Raw genomic sequence first — 19,177 nt, 5'->3', positions numbered from 1 at the left:
GTAAGAGCAGTTTCTCACTGCATTCCACCTCGCCGAAGTGGCGGAATTGGTAGACGCACTGGCTTCAGGTGCCAGCGATCGCAAGGTCGTGGGGGTTCGAGTCCCTTCTTCGGCAAAAGTAATAACATAAATTCAACTTGGACTCGAAGCTTTCGAGCGTGAGCGTTTTGAGCTTCCGTAAGAAGCGAAAGAACGCGACACGAATCCAGGAAGGATGAGTGAGCGAGAAAGACGCCGTGGAGCTTAAATCGTCACGATGACGATTTGCGTAACGGCGAGTCCCTTCTTCGGCAAAAAGTATTAACATAAATTCAACTTGGACTCGAAGCTTTCGAGCGTGAGCGTTTTGAGCTTCCGTAAGAAGCGAAAAAACGCGACACGAATCCAGGAAGGATGAGTGAGCGAGAAAGACGCCGTGGAGCTTAAATCGTCACGATGACGATTTGCGTAGCGGCGAGTCCCTTCTTCGGCAAAACCATTCTTTTACAATTTTAGGAAAGACGCTGAACGTGTGGAGCGACTTGCAATGTTTATCCTAAAGCCAAGAAGAACTTTTTCTCAAAGCATCGCGCCGAAGAAATATATTTCCTATGGACATTGTAGTCTTTTATTTCCCTCTAAAACGGTTTCCAAACCTCAAAAATGGAAAGTCCTTTATCGATTTTGAACCCATTTCGAAAAAAGAGTATTCAACTCTGAAATACTACTAAGCCCTTCCTCTATTCTACTTACAGCTTTTCCCAAAATCTTATTTTGTTTTCTCAGAAAGATCAAACTTCAAAGTTCTCAAATGGTTTTGGGACGGAGCCTTATGAAAAATTCAAGTTCCTTAATTCGCGAAGAGAAATCTTTATCTATAAGTCGGAAAATTCAGATTCCTATCCTTTGAGCCAGTAAACAAATCCTTGAAACGGAAAATTCTACATTTTTCATTCAATTCTTAAATGAATGGAAGAAGGTTTTAAATTCTTGAAAATGAGAACAATTCATTTTTCACTCAATACTTTTCTTGAATTTCTCCCGTGAATTCCATAAATGGAACCTGACCGTTTCTGCGGCGGAGATTTGCTTTGATTTCAAAGAAAACAATCAAGAGTAAGAAAGTTATAAATAGCGAATCAGGAAAAAATCTTTTGGACCCAAGAAAGGAACCTTCTCAGAGAAGATCCATCGATCGTGTTCAAAAAATTTTGGACGTAGTTGCGGTATTATTAGAACGCAGCGGCGCTGAGGCGATCACGACCAATATGATCGCCCAGGAAGCCGGAATCCCTATCGGATCCTTATATCAGTATTTCCCGAACAAACACGCGGTTTTGAATGCGGTAGGCCAAAGACATCTGGAAAGGGTCAACCAGATGCTTTCTGCAATTTTTCAATCCGATCTCTCGGGAAATAGTTGGGAAGATTTGATCGATCTTGTCATCGATTCATTTGCCAATTTTTATCTGACCGAGCCTGGATTTGCGCCGCTCTGGTCTTCGATGAAGCAGGATCCGGAATTGATCGAGATCGATCGCGAGAACAACATAAAAATTTCCGAAAACGTTTCCCGGATTCTTTCTCAGTTTCAAGTCGATCCCGCCGAAAATAAAATCATCTCAAGAATTGTCGTGGAAGTAACGGATGCGATTTTGAACCGTTGGATTCGCGAGCAAAAGGATCGGGAATTTTCAAGTCGTATGATCATCGAATTGAAGATAATTCTTAAATCCTATCTAACGCGATATTTCCCCGGAGGAAAAGAAAAACTTTGATTCGGATTCTTCTTTTTGAATTTCCTTTAACGACCTTTTTTGTTTTTTTAATGACCGCGACTTTTTTTCTGGTGAACATTTTTTTGCCGGAACATTTGATCCGTCAGTATTTTTTAAATCACCCCGGACATATTCAACCGATCTCATGGATAGGCGCCGTGTTTTATCATGGAAATATATTTCATCTTTTTGGAAATATGTTTTATCTTTTTTTCCTAGGACGCGCAGTTGAATACAAGGCCGGGAAAGGAAGATGGTTACTCTTCTTTTTTATGGCGGCTCTGATTTCTTCTCTTTTAGATTCTTTCATCCGTGGAATCATACTGCACGATACAACTCCGGTGGTCGGCGCCTCGGGGGCAATTTCCGGAATCGCGGCGGTGGCGGCTTTGCTGTCTCCCTTTTCTTTACGCTTCAATCACAAGAACTTTCCTTTTCCCGTGTTTCTGGTCGCATGGATCATGGTTTATTCCGACATCACGAATGTTTTCACCGATGACGGAGTCGCCCGTTGGGCGCACCTAGGAGGATTTATTTCGGTAATTTTCGCCGCGTATTTTCTGAAACCGACGGAACGAAAACAACTTCATTCAGGATTCATACTCAACTTAATTTTTATCGTCTTGACTTTGATTCTTGCCTTCTTTTATTCCAATCGTTAGAATTGAATCTGCAAACTCAAAGACGGAAATGAAAATCATTAGAATCCGCCTTTGAGTTCGATCGTGAAGCCCATTCTGCAAAATGAGAATCTATGATAAAAATGATTGTCAGCAAGGAAAATTTATAAGTCCCTGTATTGAAACTCGAAGAACGGATCTATCCTTGAGCAAACACGGCTTCTTTCAAATCACTCAAAAACTTTTCCTCAGAAAGGGAGACGATCTATTGATTCTCAGAGATAGAAAATCCGGGTTGGGCGACTTACCCGGCGGAAGAATGAACGAAGACGAGTTCTATCAAGACTGGAAGCTCAGTATGGAACGCGAAATCGAAGAAGAATTAGGGGCCAAGGTTCAAATCCGGGTTTCTCCAAAACCTTTGTTCATTCACAAACATAGAGTCAACGAGGGAAATTTTCCTTGCATCATAATCGCTTATCACGCGGATTTTTTGGGCGGTGAAATCCAGCTTTCCGAAGAACACGATTACATCGCTTGGGAAAACGTTCATTCCTACAATCCGAGTCCTTTGTTTTCGGAATACATGCTCGACGCGGTGAATTTATACCTCAAGGAATACGCCTCTTTCGTTTATTAGAGAAAAAGAATATGACCCCATTTTGGAAAAATGCAATCTCATCTCTGATCTTGATTCCGGTTTTTTTCGGAATCGCCTCCGTCTTTTCGGGAAAGGAAATTTCCTCCGAACAATACAACTCATTCAAACAAAAAGAATATCAGATACTTACCGCCGGATTTGACAGAAACGCCGGCAACGTTCTCGTCGTTCAGCCGGAATGGAGGCTCGAAGATTTTTCATCGGAAGAAAGATTCTTAAAATCTCTGGAAAACCCGATCAAGCAGGCGAAACAAAAAGGACTTTTAAAAAAGAACACGTTAGTTGTCTTTCCATCGCACGTTGGAAGTTTTTTATATTTTCTAAACGGACGCCGGGAGATCTTTTCAAGGCCAAGTTTGGAAAGAGCCTTTTACCTTTTAAAATTGGAAAATCATTTTAGAAATTGGATCGGATCGATTACAGGTGAAAAGCCGGATCCATATTTAAGAATCGCCTCCACTTACCAGAGAGTTTTTTCGAATCTTTCCAGAACTCATGGAGTTTATCTTTTGCCCGGTTCGATCCTTTTACCGGAAGCAAAATTGGAAAATGGAAACTTGATTTTAAATTCGGCGGGAGAATGGAAGGAGTTCGCGTTTTTATTTCAACCCGACGGACATATCGCCAAAGAATATCTTTATCACAATCCGTCGGAAACTTGGAAAAAAGATATTTCCTTATTTTCAAACAATCGCTTTTCTAATCAGGAAGAAAATAACGTTTCTCTGGTCGCTTACCAATTTCCGTTCGCAAGATTCGGAATTTTCTATTTGGAAGAATTTAAAAATCCCGAGTTCCAAGATAAGATCAAAAGGACTTTTGTTTCCAGAATCATCGCGATAGGAGAAGAATCTTCGGAAACGATCTTGAAGGAATGGGCGGCAAAATCCAATTTCGAATCCACGATTCGAGTGATCCCTTCGGGTTCTTTGATCGACCGAGACTACGAGGGCGGAAGTTACATCAAAACAAGATACGGTGCTCCTACTCCGGGTGTGAACAGTAGAGAACCCTTGATTCTCAACCTATTCTTATAATCTTATTTGCTACGAACTTCTTCGTAGAGTTTCCAGATGCTCCAGTCTTCCGGTTGAAAATCGAGTTTGCTCAAAATCAGTTGACCGGGTTCCGTTTCGCAAACGATCCGATCGTCTCCGGAAAGAAACGCCCTTTCACAAAGAATGGGCAGATTTTGACTTTTTTTCAAAGGACCCCAGAGGTGAACCTTCCCGGAATAACCCGAAAGAAACTCGTTCTTTTTTGCTAATTTCCAAGGATAAATTTCCTTCCGGCTTACGGTGAATAATTTCGTAATCACCGGTTTTCCTTTCGAGGAAAAGTTGATCCTTCTTAGATGCAACTTTCCGATTTCACCGCCGATATAATATGCGCTTTCGCCGTTTCCGTAATAAAGGATCGGACTGAGAATATCCTTATCGATTTTTTCCACGGTCTTCTGCGTGGGATGAAACCAGTAGAGATTATAAGATCCCGCGTTACCTGAAAAAATCAAAAAAGAATTTCCCGAAGGATACATAAGGGAACGAGTTTTTAAATTAGGAAAGGGAGAAACGATTTTTTCCTTATTCAAAACCAGAACCGGCTTTCTCGGTTCCACCGTTTTTTCCTCGTAGAGATTATCATCGACGAAGTAATAAATTTTAGATCCGTCCGGAAGAATCGATCCTCGATTCTTGCAAGAAACTTGAGCCCCCGCCTCGTAAGAAAGACTGGAATCTTTTAAAGAGATCGCAACGTATCTGCAGCCTCCGGAAGTCTGCATCGGATATTCGACGAGCGCATAATTCGCGTTTTGTGAAAGAGACAAGTTCGAAGGAACCTGATCCAAACTTCTGGAATTATTTTCTCCCGCGGAGAGATCTTGATAAAATATTTTTTGATCTTCAGTCCAGACCAGCTTCAGTCGATCGTTTGAAAATTCGATTACTCTCGTCGAATCGGGGGCCTCCGAAGAAAGGATTTCGTCTCTGTCTTTCGGACTTTGAAGTTTGTCTTTTAACTTCTCCGCCGCCTTTTCGTATTTCTCCTGTTCCACGAGTTCTTGAATTTCTTCGATAAAGGTTTCATGACTGCTCTTACAGAGATTTAAAAAAGAAACCGTAAACAAAATCAAAACCGTATTTTTTAAAAGAAACGCCTTCAATACGATTTTATTTTTCAAAAAGGATTCAATATTCATAATGTATTTCAGTTTCTCTTTTAGTTCTATTCTTCTATATTGTTCGTAAATTCGAATTCTTTTTGAAAAAGATCGGTCGCTCGTCTTCCCGTAGTCTTCGTATCCAAAAAAGAAATTCCGCCGCTTAAAAGAGCCCCAATGTAAGGAAGCCAACGGTATCTCGAAGAAGGATTTCCATTCTTGCGGAAGAGTTTCCAACCGAGATGAAAGCCGATGGAACGAAGAATTTCCAAAGACGCCGGTCTGACTAAAACCCGACTCCCCACGTCTCGGACGATGGATCGAATCAAGGCGTGATTCGTATCCGGAAAAATGCAATAACTCATAATTTCCGGGGAAACTTGAGATTCCTTTCCGTAGAGAGCGGCGATGTCTTTTACGAGATGACCTTGAATTCTATAAAACAAGATCATTTCGGGCAATAAGGTCAGATAACCCAGATTCATTTTTGGAATCGAAAGCCCGGCGCTGACTGCGCCGGCGCGGATCGCCGCCTTCTGAACGCATTCTTGGATCAAATCGCTCGGATCGCCCACGGTTTTGCCGAAGGGACTGCGATATCCTCTGAGGTCGGTCAGTAAGGTTAAGAATTTTTCAGAAAAAGCTTCTGCGACGGAAATATGGTTTTCCATAGAGTGGGTTGATTTACAAAGGAAAGGTCGAGTTCATTCAATGATAGATAGACTTGAAAAAATACAAGAAAAATACCTTCGAATCAGTGAAGAGTTAAATCTGGCGAAGGATCCTTCCTCGCTCAAAAATCTTTACAAAGAAAGATCGCGGCTCACGCCCCTCTATCTCAAGGTAGAAGAATATCTCAAACTTACAAAAGATAAAAAAGACGCCGAAGAATTGATTCAGTCAGAAAGAGACGAAGAAATGCACCTGATGCTCAAGGAAGAAATCCGGCAAGCAGGGGAAAAGCTCGAACTACTCGAAAAAGAACTCGAAATTCTTCTTTTACCTCCGGATCCGAACTCCGGCAAAAATATCCTTGTCGAAATCAGAGCCGGGACCGGCGGAGAAGAAGCCGGCTTATTCGTGGCCGATCTTTTTCGTATGTATTCCCGTTTCGCGGACAAACACAAAATCAAAACGGAGATTATAGATTCCTCTCCAACCGGAATCGGCGGTTTGAAAGAAATCATTTTTGCGTTGGAGGACGATCGGGCCTACGACCTTTTTAAGTTCGAGGGCGGAACTCACAGGGTTCAAAGAATTCCGAGCACCGAATCGGGTGGAAGAATTCATACGAGTGCAGTGACCGTCGCAGTTCTTCCCGAAGCCGACGCCGAAGAGGTCGAGATCAACGAAAACGATTTGAGAATCGACGTCTATCGCTCCTCCGGCGCCGGCGGTCAGCACGTAAACACGACCGACTCAGCGGTTCGAATCACTCATATTCCGACCGGCGTTGTCGTAGCCTGCCAAGATGAGAAGTCCCAACACAAAAACAAAGCGAAGGCTCTGAGAATTTTGAGCGCAAGAATTCTCGAAAAACAAGCGGAAGACAAAAAACAGGCTTCCGACGCGATCAAAAAACAGATGATCGGAAGCGGAGATCGTTCCGAAAGGGTAAGAACTTATAACTTTCCTCAAGGAAGATGTACGGATCATAGAATCGGATTTACGAGCCATAATTTATCCGCGATCATGGAAGGCGACTTGGACGAACTGATCGGCGCGCTTACGGAAGAGGATCGAATCCGAAAAATATCGGAAACACAACCGAGTTAAAGTCTTTCGATCTAAGAATTTTACGGATTGAAAAATCAAAAATCGATCTCGAACTGGAATCATAAAAATGTTAAAAGAAATCAGCGAACCTCATAGAACTATTTGCGGAGAAAGAATTCCGTTCGAAAACATTCACGCTGTATCGGTAAGCCTTCCTCAACTTGCAGACGTTATCGGCTACGAAGAAAAAAGAACGGAAACCCTCTCTCGTTTAAAATCGGGTTATCCTCGATTTGTAGCACATTCTTATATCGCGAGAATATTAGATTTTAACAAAGAAAACAGAAAGATCGCAACTCCTCAGTTTATCGTTTCTTCCAGAAAAGCCGCCGACACGATCGTTCAAAAATTCTCCATTCGGGATTTTGAAATCATCGAAGACGATGGAATCGTAACATTAGTTATCCCGAATATTCCGGAATTAGAAAGGGAAATTCTTTCCTTTATACAACACACAGGCTGTCTCGCTTCCTCCAGAAAGGCGGAAGATTTTCTTCTAAAAAAAGGAATCCTTCAGGAAATTTTTCGGGAAAAGGTGGAAAAGGAAAGTCCTGTTCAGAAAATTCTTTCGACACTTTCCTCCTTTTATGGAAATGCTGATCCGGAAATTCTTTTATCTTCGTCCGGTATGAACGGGGTTTACACGGTTTTTGATGCTTTCAATCAAGTTCAAAAAACGGAAAACAAAACGATTTGGATCCGTCTCGGTTGGTTGTATGTGGATAATATCCGCATTATGGAAAAATATACGAAAGATTCTTATGTGATTCATAATGCAACGGACTTGGAAGATCTCGAACAATTTCTCGATCAAAACGGAGACCGTGTTGCGGGTATTATCACGGAATGCCCGACCAATCCCCTTCTTTTAGTTCCGGATTATACGAAGTTAAAATCGATCGTGGACAAATACAAAGTTCCTTTGATCGCCGACATTTCCATAGCGGGATCCGCTGTAATCGACGTTCTTCCTTATGTGGATGCCATCGTGGAAAGTCTTACAAAGTTCGCTTGCGGAAACGGAGACCTGATGATGGGCGCTTTGATTCTGAATCGAAAGTCCCGATGGTTTCATGAAATTCTTCCCATTTGCAAAGATTTGGTGGAAAGTCCTTATGTTCGAGATTGTGAACGACTGGCTTTTGAAATCAAAGGATATGAAGAACGCGTTCTCAAAATCAGTTCCAATGTAAAAAAGTTAGCCGATTTTTTTTCCAAACAGGCGGGAATCAAAAACGTTTTTTGGACCGGATCTCCCGAGTCGAACGAAAATTTTGCAAAGATCACGAGAATCCCCGGTATCCAAGCAGGAGTTTTATCCATCGAACTTTCGATTTCTTTGGAGACTTTTTACGATCGATTGACTTTGTTAAAAGGTCCGAGTTTCGGGACCGAATTCACATTAAATATGCTTTATGTTTATCTGGCGCACTACGAGTTAGTGACAAAAAAGGAAGGACTCGAATTCTTAAAGGAAAACGGCTTGGATCCGAATCTCATCCGAATCTCCGTAGGAATCGAAGACCCGGATCTTTTGATTCAGGAATACAAAAAAGCTCTCGAAGTCTAAGCCCTTGCTTCCGCCGGAATTCCGCTTTGAGAGGCCTGATTTCCTTTGAGATGAAAAATCCCTTTGTAAAAAGCAAAAAGAATTCCAAATTTAGAAATTCCTAATATATAAAGAACTCCGAGCGCGACTGCGCCTCCCAGAATCCATCCAAACGCGTGGACGATCAAACTCGAAACGACTGCGAGTCCGAGCGCGCCGATAAAAACCGAACCGAAAAAGAAAAGGATTCTCAGAATAGGGCTTCCGTCGCCTTCTTTCGTTTCTTGTCCGAGCGAAACGTCTTTTATCTCAAGACCTTCTTCCAACCATCTTGACATGATGACGATCATGATCGGGATCATAATGATTCCCATGACATACAACGTGATCGCGACATCGGAAGTTAACCAAGAAAGCGCGGTATTCCAAGACCAGTTATTGAGATATTCTTCGCGAGTTACCGAAAAGAATCTTTTGTAACCTTCTCCATCCCAGCCGTAAACGAGAATGAAAAACATTCCGAAATAACCCAACATCACTTGTAAAAAACCGAAAAAGGCTTTGGATCTTTCGATCAATTTCCAAACGACCCAGAACGCGAGAATTCCCTGTGAAACATTCGTAAAACCGAATAGAGTAACCAACCATCCTGGCATCGATTTGTCCAGGGCCTGCATCGTTTCCCAACTCGTAAACTGCCAAACCAAATAAAGACCGGACGGTCCGAAGACCAGAGAAAGAAAAAGCACGTTGATCAAAAAATACGTGGTTTTCCAAAACGGGATTTTTTCCTTCTTCTCCTGGACTTCTTTCAAAACCGCTGGCGAAGAAGAATCCGATGAAGTTTGCATTTTTTTAATCTGGCGGGAAGCCGCCATCGCAAAGCCTGCGCCCAATCCGTAGGCCCAGAATACATCCACTTGAACCATTTTCAATTCTCCTATTTCTCAAATTTAAATAAAGAATGACATGTCATTCAGTTTTTTCAATCAAAAAAGTAGGAACTCCTCCTTTTTTACCGAGGATCAGCCTTCTGGATTGGCCCGCATCCCATCCAACATGAGATCCGGAACGGCTTTCATCCATCGTGCGGCGTATTCTGGATTGGATTTATGAGAAATCGACTGACGAATTCCTTCGAACATCATGGAATTGATCGCCTTGGAAGCGACATCCGTGTCCAAATTCTTTCGTAAAAATCCTTTTTTCACCCCGTTGATCAGATAAAGCTCCGTGACTTTTGCCGAAAGATCGTGAGTTTTTTTGATCTTAGAAGAAATGGAAGCGTCGATCCCCTGTGTTTCAAAAAAGAAAACCCGCCCAACACGAGCGTCCTTACCGAAAAGTTCAAATAAACCGGCGCCGATCTCCTCGATCTGCGATCTATATTCTTCTAATGAATTTGATTTATCCGGACTTTGTCTTGAAATCACTTCGGAAAGTCCGTTTTGAACCTCATCCAAAAGTGCGTGAAGGATATCCAATTTATTCTTAAAATAACGATAACAGGTTCCGTGACCAATGTCCAATTGAGTCGCGATGTCGGCGATTCCCGTGGAATGATATCCTTTCTTGGCGAAGATTTCCAGCGCAGCATCCAAGATCTCTTCCCTTCGAGCTTGGATTTTTTCTTCTTTTTTCATACTTCGATAAGAATGTTGTAAGTCCGACTTTTTTTTGTAAACCAGAAGATTCTTAGATTAGATCCACCGTCAAAGGAACTTGAATCGTAAATTGAGTTCCTTTTTTCGAATCGGACGAGAAGTCGATCTTTCCCTTCAGTTGTCTCACGAGAATATTAACGAGCTTCAAACCGAGCGAAGTTGAATCGTCCAAATCGAATCCTAGAGGCATTCCGATTCCATTGTCTTCTACTTTGAGTTCTAAGGATTCGTTTTTTTTCGATAGGGAAATTTTCAATTCCGGAGTGCCTTCCACCGATAGGTTCTCGGGAAACGCATACTTTAAAGAATTGGAAACCAATTCGTTCAAGATCAAGCCGATCGGAATCGCTCTGTTTATGCTGATATCCAAAGATTCCAAATTTGTAATCAACCGAATCGATTCCGCCTTTCCGTAGACTTGAAAAAGTTGATTCAATAATTTTTCAATATAGATCGAATACTGGATTTTTCCTAAGTTCTCGGATTGATACAATTCTTCATGGATCATCGACATCGTTCTGAGGCGATTTTGACTTTCCTTAAAAACGGAAAGGCTTTCCTTATCCTGAACGTAATCCGATTGCATCGACAGAAGCGAAGAGATCACTTGAAGATTGTTCTTCACTCTATGATGAATTTCCTTGAGCATAACCTCTTTCTCTTCCAGTGAAAGCTGCAATTTTCGTTCAGTCGATTTGATCTCGGTAAAATCGAGCAAAGTTACGATCACACTTGAAAGAGAACTTTCAAAACCCGGAGGAACCGACCAACGAATCTTAATATCCAATCTGGTATCGTCTTGAACGCGAAAACCGACTTCGACCTCGTAAAAATACGACTCTTCGCGAATCTTTCTAAGAACCCTTCGAAATACCTTAAAATTATCCTGACTAAAAAAACGTTTCCAGTTCTTAAATACCGTTTCATAAGAATCTACTCGAAGCAGATTCACGATCTCCTGATTGACTCCGATCACTCGAATCGAATCAAAACAACGTTGCACGAAATCGGGATTCTCCTCCAAATAATCCGTAAACGCGTCCCCTTGTAAATTTTTCGGAAGAATATCTAACACACGTTTAAGATCGGAATAATCCGCTTCGATAATGGCGACGGGAAGATGCTCAAACAGACCCTTGTATCGGGTTTGACTTTTTTCCAACTCGGCTCTGGCCTCGTTCTTCTCAAGAATTTCTTCTCTAAGTATTTCGTTTGATCTAAGCAGTTCCTGCGTTCTTTCTTTGACTTTTCCTTCGAGGGTCTGATGAGAAATCCTCAGTTGATTTTCAGCTTCCTTTCTTTCGTTTACGATGCTCGCGACCAACAAACTCGTAATGGAAAGAACTGCGATAAAAAACTGAAGCAGAATGTAAGACGCGTTCATCGTTTCCGCGTAAAACTGAGGTGATCCGGAAATCGTTCCGAGGATCGCTATTACCGAAGAAAGAACCACCGCGAGACTGCTCGCACGTTCGCCCAAACGGAACGCGGACCATAGAATTAACGGAATCAGGATATATCCCAGCGGATAACTCAAAGAAAGGATCGGAGTCACCAAATCGAATGATACGAGTGAAAAGAAAACGATCAGTAAAAGTAAGGCGGAAGATTCTAAAAAATTTAAGAGCTTCGGAACTTTATATTCACCTCGAAACCAAAAAAGAATAAACGGCGCTCCGATATAAACTCCGAGGGTATCTCCCGCCCACCAAGTCAACCAGCTCTGACGAAAGCCGGACAACTCGATTTCCTGCGAAAGATACATCGATACTACGGAACCGGTCGAACTAATGGTACAAACGAGCGCCTCAAGTGAAATAAAAAGAAGAACGAATTGAGTGCGATCAGAGATTTTACAACCCGGAATCTTTCGTGTTAATACGACTTTGCCGACGTAACTCTGAAGAGCGGAAAAAAAAGCGATCGATACGCTGAGATATAAGTTTTTGTCCGGATCGAAACCGACTCCCGAAAACAAATCGATTCCGGAATTAGATAAGAACGAAGCTATAAAAACGCCGATGATCGTAGAGTTTCCGAAAATGAGAGTCAAACCGATCGCAGCTCCGGAGGCGGGCCAAATAGCGGAAGCGTAACCGGGATAGATCGCAGTGTTTCTTCCGATTTGCGCGAGGATATAATAAACGAATCCCGAGAATAAAATAGTCCCAGAGATTCTTATGATTGCTTTGAAACGAAGAGACAAAATCATCAATCCTAATTAAGTTTGCTCTAAAATGAGAATCGAAGAACTCCTATTCTCTGACCAGCCTTTTATGATTTTCAACGAAGGATTCCATCCTTTAGGAAAGATTTTCTTTCGTAACCCTATCACCACAATCAAGGCATTTACTTCAAAAGAAATCGAATCGTCTCTGAATGAGATCGAAACCTACCTTCAAAAAGGATTTCATGTCGCTGGATTTCTATCTTACGAGGCGGGAGAAATTCTTTCAGGGATCGATCGCAAAGAACAAGAAACGGATTTTCCGCTTTTGAATTTGAGCGTTTTTAATGAACCCGAAATTTTTTCCTCGCCCGAAGAATTTTCGTCTCGTAGTTTCGGATTTCACATTTCCTCATCGCCGGATCAAAAGAAATATTACCAGAATCTAAAATTCATTCGGGAAAAACTTTTTCTCGGAGAAATATATCAGATCAATTATACCGATCGGATAGCTTTCGATTTCGAAGGCAATATATTAGAATTTTACAATATACTTTCGGACAGACAGCCCGTCCCTTACGGTTCCTGGATAAGAATTCCGGACTTCGACGTCCTTTCGTTTTCACCCGAACTTTTTTTTGAAAAGCGGGATCGAAATATCGTCACCAAACCGATGAAAGGAACGTATCCCAGAGGAAAAACGGAATTCGAAGACGAAAGGAACGTTCTGTTTCTTAAAAACTCAGAAAAAGAAACCGCCGAAAATCTGATGATTACGGATTTAATGAGAAACGATCTAGGAAAAATCAGCCGCAAAGGAACCGTTCAAGTTCAAGAATTGTTCTCGGTGGAAAAATACAAAACGATCCTGCAGATGACCAGCACGATCCGTTCCGAACTTTCGGAAGGAATCAAATACTCCGACATTTTCAGAGAATTGTTTCCGGGCGGTTCGATTACTGGAGCGCCTAAGCTCAGAGCGATGAAATTGATTCAAGAACTGGAAAAACCGAGAGGAATCTACACCGGAGCGATCGGAGTCATCCGCCCCAACGGAGACTCGGTTTTTTCGATCGCGATTCGTACATTAGAAATATCTCATGGAAGAGGAAAAATCGGAATCGGATCGGGAATCACCTGGGACGCAGATCCGGAAAAAGAATGGCTCGAAATTTTAGAAAAGGCGAAATTCTTCTCCGAATCGCCAAGAAACTTTTTTTTATTTGAAACAATACTTTACAAAAATGGAATATTTTATTTTGAAAAAGAACATCTGAGTCGAATTAAAACTTCCGCCGAAATCTTAAATATTCCGTTTTCAGAAGACGCTTGGAACGCCTGTCTGAGGGAAATCGGAATCGCTTGCAAGGAAACAAATTCCTACCGCGTCAAAATAAGTTTGGATACTTCCGGAAACTTCCGGTCGGAACATTCCGTGCTTTCACCCTTTGAGAAAAAAGGAAGTCTACAAGTAAGCTCCACACGAATGAATTCTTCCTCGACATTCAGAAAACACAAAACAAACCTCAGAGAGACCTATGATTTGGAAGGGATCCGATCCAGAAATTTTTCTTATTTGGACACGCTCTTTCTAAACGAAAAGAATGAAATCACGGAGGGAAGTATTACGAACATATTTCTAAGGATCGGAGAATCTTACTTTACTCCTCCGGTTTCCTGCGGACTACTTCCCGGAGTTTACCGCAACCGACTTCTGAAAAGGAAAGGTTTTTACGAACGAACTCTGACTTTGGAAGATCTAAAATCTTCCGGATCGATCTTTCTTTGCAATTCTCTCCGCGGAATTTTGCGGGTCGAAAAGATCGAAGATTCTTCCGTAAATAGAGGATCAGAATCTAGTTGCGAAAATCGGACGAAGTTCTAAAATCTCAAGCATGAGGACTTTTTTGGGGATTTCCATTCCCGACGGAGTGAAAGAACAACTAACTTCGATCTGTTATGGATTGCCAGATGTCAAATGGGTCGCCGAGGAAAATTTTCATATCACCTTGGTTTTTTTAGGAGAACAAAATTTTGAAGACGTGGATAGAATTTCAGAATTCTGTTCCAAGATTTCCATTTCCGATTTCGACTTAGAACTTCATTCCGTGAGTTTTTTTGGAAAACAAAAATCTCCTTCCATTCTTTTTGCCGGGGTGGAACGAAATCCTGCGTTGATTCAATTACAGAAAGCCCTGGATTCCGGCCTTAGAAAAAGAGGGTTTAGTCCCGAACGTCAGGACTATCATCCGCACGTCACGATCGGCAGATTCAAAAATGCGAGAGCCGAAAAAATTTCTATTTATCTGGAAGAATTCTCCAATTTTTCCTCTTCCCGTTTTTCGGTTTCGGAATTTCATATCTACTCTTCAAAATCTTCGGCGGACGGACCGATTTATACGATCGAAGAATCTTTTTCACTTTTTCCGTCTTACAAGAATTATGGGAAAACACTTTGAAAGACTTTTCCGATTTTTTTAGAAATCCTCATGTTTGGGACCGAGAAATCGTCGCCGTTGGAGGCGATCTTTCTCCGGAAAGACTTCTCTACGCATATAAGAATGGAATCTTTCCCTGGTCCGATCAACCGATTCTTTGGTATTGTCTGGATCCCCGCGGAATTTTCGATCTCAATAAGCTGCATATCTCGAAACGCGTTAGGCGTAAGATCAATCAGAAAAAATATACGATTACTTTCAATCGAGCGTTCGAACAAGTTATGCGCTGTTGTGCGTATCGTCCCGGCGAGGAAACTTGGATCACCGAGCTTTTTATCAGAGGCTACAAAGAATTTCATAAACTCGGTTACGCACATTCGATCGAAGTCTGGGATGAAAACGGAAAACTAGGAGGCGGGGTGTACGGAGTTGCAATCGGTAATTTTTTTGCCGGTGAATCTATGTTTTCATTCGTTCCCGATTTCGGAAAAATCGGTTTGTTCCATTTATTCGAAGCGCTTAAGAAAGATCGATTCCTACTTTTTGATACTCAGCAACTAAACATTGTTACTCTGGGGCTCGGCGCTTATCAAATTCCAAAAAAAGAATATCTCAGAAGATTGGAGACCGCTGTCGCATCTGGAAAAAAATGGACTCCTCCTCAATCCATTCTTTGAAAAAACGTATTTACTTTTTTTGTAAGGATGTTGCACTTCTCAGAATCAATCATTCTATTCAATAGGAAACTGTAAAATGACCCTTTTTAAGAAAATTCTTGCCCAACTTTTGATCGCCGCTATGGCGCTGACTGGATTTGCAGGACTCGTAGCTGAAGAACCGGCTGCAGACGCACCTTCTACACAGACTGAAACCCCGAAAGAAACAAAGTCCGAGAAGAAAGGAAAAAAATCTAAGAAATCCAAAAAGGCTAAAAAGGCAAAAAAATCTAAGAAAAAATCCAAGAAAGAAAAAGCAGAAAGTAAAAAAGAAGAATCGGCTCCAGCGTCCGAATCCTCTTCTACTCCTGCCGGAGAAGAGCAATAATTACTACTTCCCGTCTATCTCTTCGGAGGTAGGCGGTCTTTCTCACCCGGTTTTTGCACTGCACCCTCTTCTCCTTTCATTCCAAAATTTGATTGACTCATTCCTTTTTCCTCTTAGCTTAATTCAGCCTTTACCCTACCGGAAATCATTCCGGTAAAACTCACTAAAGAGGAATTGGAAATGTATAAAAACCTCGCGGATATGTTAATACAATCCACCGAGAAATTTGGAGATCGACCCGTATTCTGGAGCAAGGGGGAGGATAAAGAATTCCATCCTACTTCTTATAAACAGCTTTATGATATGGGGATTGCACTCGCTGAAGCTTTGATCCATTTAGGATTGAAAGCAAGAGAACACGTTGCCGTATTAGCGGACAACCGACTCGAATGGATGATCACGGATTACGCAGTTCAGTTTTCAGGTGCGGCTAACGTGCCGAGAGGAACCGACGTTACCGAATCAGAATTGGAATATATCCTAAACCATTCGGAAGCAAAAATCGTATTCATCGAAAACGATAAGATGCTCGACAAGTTCAACAAGGTGAAATCCAAAATTCCTAAAATCGAATCGATTGTAATTATGGATAAGGCTTCCGCTGCAAAGGGAAAAAATATCCATAGAATTTACGACCTGATCGAAGAAGGAAAAGCGCTCCGAGCCAAAGGCGGAAGAAAGGCGGAAAAAAGAATCGAGGAAATCAAACCGGACGATCTTTTTACCCTCATATATACTTCAGGAACGACAGGAATGCCGAAAGGCGTTATGCTTATGCATTCCAACATGATTCACCAGATGATTTATGTGGTTCCAATGCTTTTGACCGATATAAAACCGACGGACAGCATGCTTTCTATATTACCGATTTGGCATATATTCGAACGAGTAAACGAATATGGCGCGATTTCGAGTGGGATTCAAACCTATTATACGAAAGTATCCGATCTGAAAAACGATTTAGCGAAAGCAAAACCTTCGTTTATGGCTTCGGCGCCCCGAGTTTGGGAAAGCGTTTATTCCGGAATTTACAACAAGGTAAACGATCCAAAACAAACGCCTCCAGTCAGAAGAGCTTTGTTCAAATTGGCGTATTTCTTTTCAAAACACTACAACTCGTCCCTCAGATTTTTAAAAGGGCTGGAAGTGGATTATGAAAACAGAAATATTTTCAAATCTTTAGCGATAGGAATCAAATCCTTTCTTGTGCTGCTTCTTACGGGTCCGTTTACCGTAAGCGCGCTCGCAATCCTGGCTTATCTGACTCTTCCGGCTTATGGAGTTCATCTTCCGAACGCGCTTTTCTTTACGATTGCCGGACTTGGTTTGCTCTTTAACGCTAAAACTTTGGACGCTGTCGTTCTTTCTAAAATCCGGGCCGCAACCGGAGGAAGATTGAAAGGATCGATGTCAGGCGGAGGAGCTCTCCAATCACATGTGGACAACTTTTTCAACGATATCGGTATGCTCGTTCTCGAAGGTTATGGAATGACGGAAACGAGTCCCGTGATTTCGGTGCGTCCATTCGTAAAACCGATCATTGGATCCGTAGGATTCTTAGTTCCCAAATCGGAATTGATGATCAAAGACGATAATGGTCACGTATTAACTCACATCAACGACAAGTATGAAGTCCTTGCCGGTAAGTTGGGGCAAAAAGGAGTCGTCTTCGTAAAAGGACCTCAAGTGATGAAGGGTTATTTTAAGAATCCGGAAGTCACGAAAAAGACCATTGTCGACGGTTGGATGAATACGGGAGATATCGGGTTTATCAACTTTAAGAAAACCCTGACTCTAACCGGAAGAGCGAAAGACACGGTCGTTCTTTTGGGCGGAGAAAACGTAGAACCGGTTCCGATCGAGAATAAGATGGATGAATCCCCGTTTATCAAACAATCGATGGTGATCGGACAAGATCAGAAAGTTCTCGGTGCGATCATAGTTCCCGACGTGGATCAGTTGACTGAATGGTGTAAGGAAAACGGAATCGATGTTTCCAAAGTGGAAGATTTGATCAAACATCCTAAGGTCGTTGACTTCTATAAAAAAGAAGTTAGGAGCTATAACAGTACGAAAACCGGATTCAAATCTTTTGAACAGGTCCAACACGTAATTCTCACTAAAAAACCTTTTGAAGTGGGAGACGAATTGACCAACCTATTGAAGATGAAACGTCACGTGATCACGGAAAAATACAGCAAAGAAATTAAGAAAGTCTACGACAAAGACTGATTTTAAAAATTCTCTATTGTATTCAAAAAGCCCGAAGTGATCCTTTTACTTCGGGCTTTTTTATGTACTATAATTAAAAAAGAAGAATAAACTCGGAACCGCAAGGCAGCGATGCAAAATTCTTTGCTAAGAATTTTCGAGCAAGGCTTACTTCCAAGTAACACAGCAAAATGAAAAACCTTTCGAATATTTTAGAATTCACGAAATGAATTTTATTTTTTCTTTCTTGGGCGTTGTTGCCTTCAAATTCTATCTTCGTTAAATTTTTGTGACCCAATCCGGATTCACAAATCATGAAAGATTCTATTCGAACTTTAACGTTAAACTTTGGAAAATACCGGATAGTTTCGAATAGGGTATTTCAGAATTTTCTTTAGAGAGAAAATAAGAGTCGGACTCCAGGTGCGATCTCTTCTCCTTGTTGAAGAATAGACGGATCATGCAGGGTTAGAATCTTCGTGCCTTTTCCGTTAAGAATCTGAATGTAATCGAGAAAATCACGGTTTCTTTTGATCGAAAATGCCGCGCTTTTTGGAAGACCGATTCCATTCTTACATTCTTGAATGAGATAACATTCGTCCCCTGTAATCAAAAATTGATTTTCGGAAGAAGCAACCCATTCCAATGCCTGCGAACCCGGGGTGTGCCCGCCGGTAAAAAGAATCTGCATCGAAGGGTTCAACGAATAGGTTCCATCAAAAGAATGAAGTCTGTTGAGCGTTCTCAGCTTATTTAGATAACCGTGTTGATCGGCAAAATAGGATTGTTTTTTGAAAAGATCGAGATCGTGATTTTGAATATGAACGTTAGCAGAAGGAAATAAAAAAATTCCTCCCGCGTGGTCGAAATGAAAGTGCGTGAGAACGATATCGGAGACTTTCTTCGGTTCGAGTCCGCATTTTTTTAAAAGTAGATCCGGTCTTTCAAAAAAAACAAAACCGAATTTTGTTTTATAAGAATCGTTCACAAAACCGGAATCGACGAGAATGTTCTTTCCTGGAATTCGAATCAGATAAAACAAATAGACTATTTCTCGGTTTCCGTCTTCTTCGTCCGAGTTTAAAAATCGATTCGGATAAGAACTTTTTCCGTATGAAAAAACATAAAG

16 protein-coding genes, 1 tRNA gene and 1 pseudogene are annotated in these 19,177 nt (G+C 41.6%); 12 read left to right on the top strand and 6 right to left on the bottom strand.

Translation table 11 applies throughout. The annotated features are described in order from the left end of the window. The first annotated feature begins 31 nt into the window (after positions 1–31). The 5 genes and pseudogenes from CH376_RS14925 to CH376_RS14905 all read left to right on the top strand — a co-directional run bounded on the left by CH376_RS14925 (position 32) and on the right by CH376_RS14905 (position 4,075). A tRNA-Leu gene (locus CH376_RS14925) sits at positions 32–115 on the top strand. A 955-nt stretch (positions 116–1,070) separates the two neighbouring features. Continuing rightward, positions 1,071–1,776 (top strand): annotated as a pseudogene (locus CH376_RS14920) (TetR/AcrR family transcriptional regulator). Positions 1,777–1,807: 31 nt separating this feature from the next. Further along, positions 1,808–2,419 (top strand): rhomboid family intramembrane serine protease, encoded by a 612-nt coding sequence (locus CH376_RS14915; protein WP_243398277.1) that lies wholly within the window; start codon positions 1,808–1,810, stop codon positions 2,417–2,419. A 163-nt stretch (positions 2,420–2,582) separates the two neighbouring features. Next, on the top strand, positions 2,583–3,017 hold the full coding sequence (locus CH376_RS14910; protein WP_100788174.1) for an NUDIX hydrolase: 435 nt from the start codon (positions 2,583–2,585) through the stop codon (positions 3,015–3,017). A gap of 11 nt (positions 3,018–3,028) precedes the next feature. After that, a complete protein-coding gene (locus tag CH376_RS14905) occupies positions 3,029–4,075 on the top strand; it encodes a hypothetical protein (RefSeq protein WP_100788161.1) in 1,047 nt (348 codons plus the stop codon). Between the two features lie 2 nt (positions 4,076–4,077). On the opposite strand, the gene CH376_RS14900 is transcribed toward CH376_RS14905, so the two are convergent. Together CH376_RS14900 and CH376_RS14895 are read right to left on the bottom strand one after the other, a co-directional pair. Beyond that, positions 4,078–5,238: a TolB-like translocation protein gene (locus CH376_RS14900; RefSeq protein ID WP_100788160.1), complete on the bottom strand. Its 1,161-nt coding sequence runs from the start codon at positions 5,236–5,238 to the stop codon at positions 4,078–4,080. A gap of 26 nt (positions 5,239–5,264) precedes the next feature. Further along, positions 5,265–5,870, bottom strand: a complete 606-nt coding sequence (locus tag CH376_RS14895; protein WP_100788159.1) for a hypothetical protein — start codon at positions 5,868–5,870, stop codon at positions 5,265–5,267. 40 nt (positions 5,871–5,910) lie between these two features. On the opposite strand from CH376_RS14895, the gene prfA reads away from it, so the two are divergent. Further along, complete coding sequence (gene prfA, locus CH376_RS14890) at positions 5,911–6,975, top strand: peptide chain release factor 1 (RefSeq protein ID WP_100788158.1); 1,065 nt, start codon at positions 5,911–5,913, stop codon at positions 6,973–6,975. Between the two features lie 67 nt (positions 6,976–7,042). After that, positions 7,043–8,545 carry a PLP-dependent transferase gene (locus tag CH376_RS14885; protein WP_100788157.1) on the top strand — a complete coding sequence of 501 codons (1,503 nt, stop codon included), beginning with the start codon at positions 7,043–7,045 and terminating at the stop codon, positions 8,543–8,545. Here the strand turns inward: CH376_RS14885 and CH376_RS14880 are convergent. The 3 genes from CH376_RS14880 to CH376_RS14870 form a co-directional block, all read right to left on the bottom strand. Beyond that, positions 8,542–9,453 carry a hypothetical protein gene (locus tag CH376_RS14880; RefSeq protein ID WP_100788156.1) on the bottom strand — a complete coding sequence of 304 codons (912 nt, stop codon included), beginning with the start codon at positions 9,451–9,453 and terminating at the stop codon, positions 8,542–8,544. The two genes, CH376_RS14885 and CH376_RS14880, sit on opposite strands and share 4 nt — an antisense overlap. 96 nt (positions 9,454–9,549) lie before the next feature. Further along, positions 9,550–10,167: a TetR/AcrR family transcriptional regulator gene (locus CH376_RS14875; protein WP_100788155.1), complete on the bottom strand. Its 618-nt coding sequence runs from the start codon at positions 10,165–10,167 to the stop codon at positions 9,550–9,552. Between the two features lie 52 nt (positions 10,168–10,219). Continuing rightward, entirely contained in the window at positions 10,220–12,394 is a 2,175-nt protein-coding gene (locus CH376_RS14870) for an MASE1 domain-containing protein (protein WP_100788173.1), read from the bottom strand. Positions 12,395–12,425: 31 nt separating this feature from the next. On the opposite strand from CH376_RS14870, the gene pabB reads away from it, so the two are divergent. The 5 genes from pabB to CH376_RS14845 all read left to right on the top strand — a co-directional run bounded on the left by pabB (position 12,426) and on the right by CH376_RS14845 (position 18,069). Then, positions 12,426–14,240, top strand: coding sequence for an aminodeoxychorismate synthase component I (gene pabB, locus CH376_RS14865; RefSeq protein WP_100788154.1), 1,815 nt, complete (start codon positions 12,426–12,428; stop codon positions 14,238–14,240). A gap of 10 nt (positions 14,241–14,250) precedes the next feature. After that, positions 14,251–14,814 (top strand): RNA 2',3'-cyclic phosphodiesterase, encoded by a 564-nt coding sequence (gene thpR, locus CH376_RS14860; RefSeq protein ID WP_100788153.1) that lies wholly within the window; start codon positions 14,251–14,253, stop codon positions 14,812–14,814. After that, entirely contained in the window at positions 14,811–15,470 is a 660-nt protein-coding gene (gene aat / locus CH376_RS14855) for a leucyl/phenylalanyl-tRNA--protein transferase (protein ID WP_100788152.1), read from the top strand. The genes thpR and aat overlap by 4 nt, the downstream gene beginning before the upstream one ends. Before the next feature lie 76 nt (positions 15,471–15,546). After that, positions 15,547–15,837, top strand: a complete 291-nt coding sequence (locus CH376_RS14850; protein ID WP_100788151.1) for a hypothetical protein — start codon at positions 15,547–15,549, stop codon at positions 15,835–15,837. 180 nt (positions 15,838–16,017) lie between these two features. Then, entirely contained in the window at positions 16,018–18,069 is a 2,052-nt protein-coding gene (locus CH376_RS14845) for an AMP-dependent synthetase/ligase (RefSeq protein WP_100788150.1), read from the top strand. Positions 18,070–18,442: 373 nt separating this feature from the next. On the opposite strand, the gene CH376_RS14835 is transcribed toward CH376_RS14845, so the two are convergent. Then, positions 18,443–19,177, bottom strand: a 735-nt coding sequence (locus CH376_RS14835; protein WP_100788172.1) for an N-acyl homoserine lactonase family protein, incomplete at its 5' end; no start/stop codon positions are given.

The sequence above is a fragment of the Leptospira adleri genome (assembly GCF_002811985.1).
GTDB classification, from domain to species: Bacteria; Spirochaetota; Leptospiria; order Leptospirales; family Leptospiraceae; genus Leptospira; species Leptospira adleri.
This window is presented reverse-complemented; position numbering and strand designations above follow the sequence as displayed.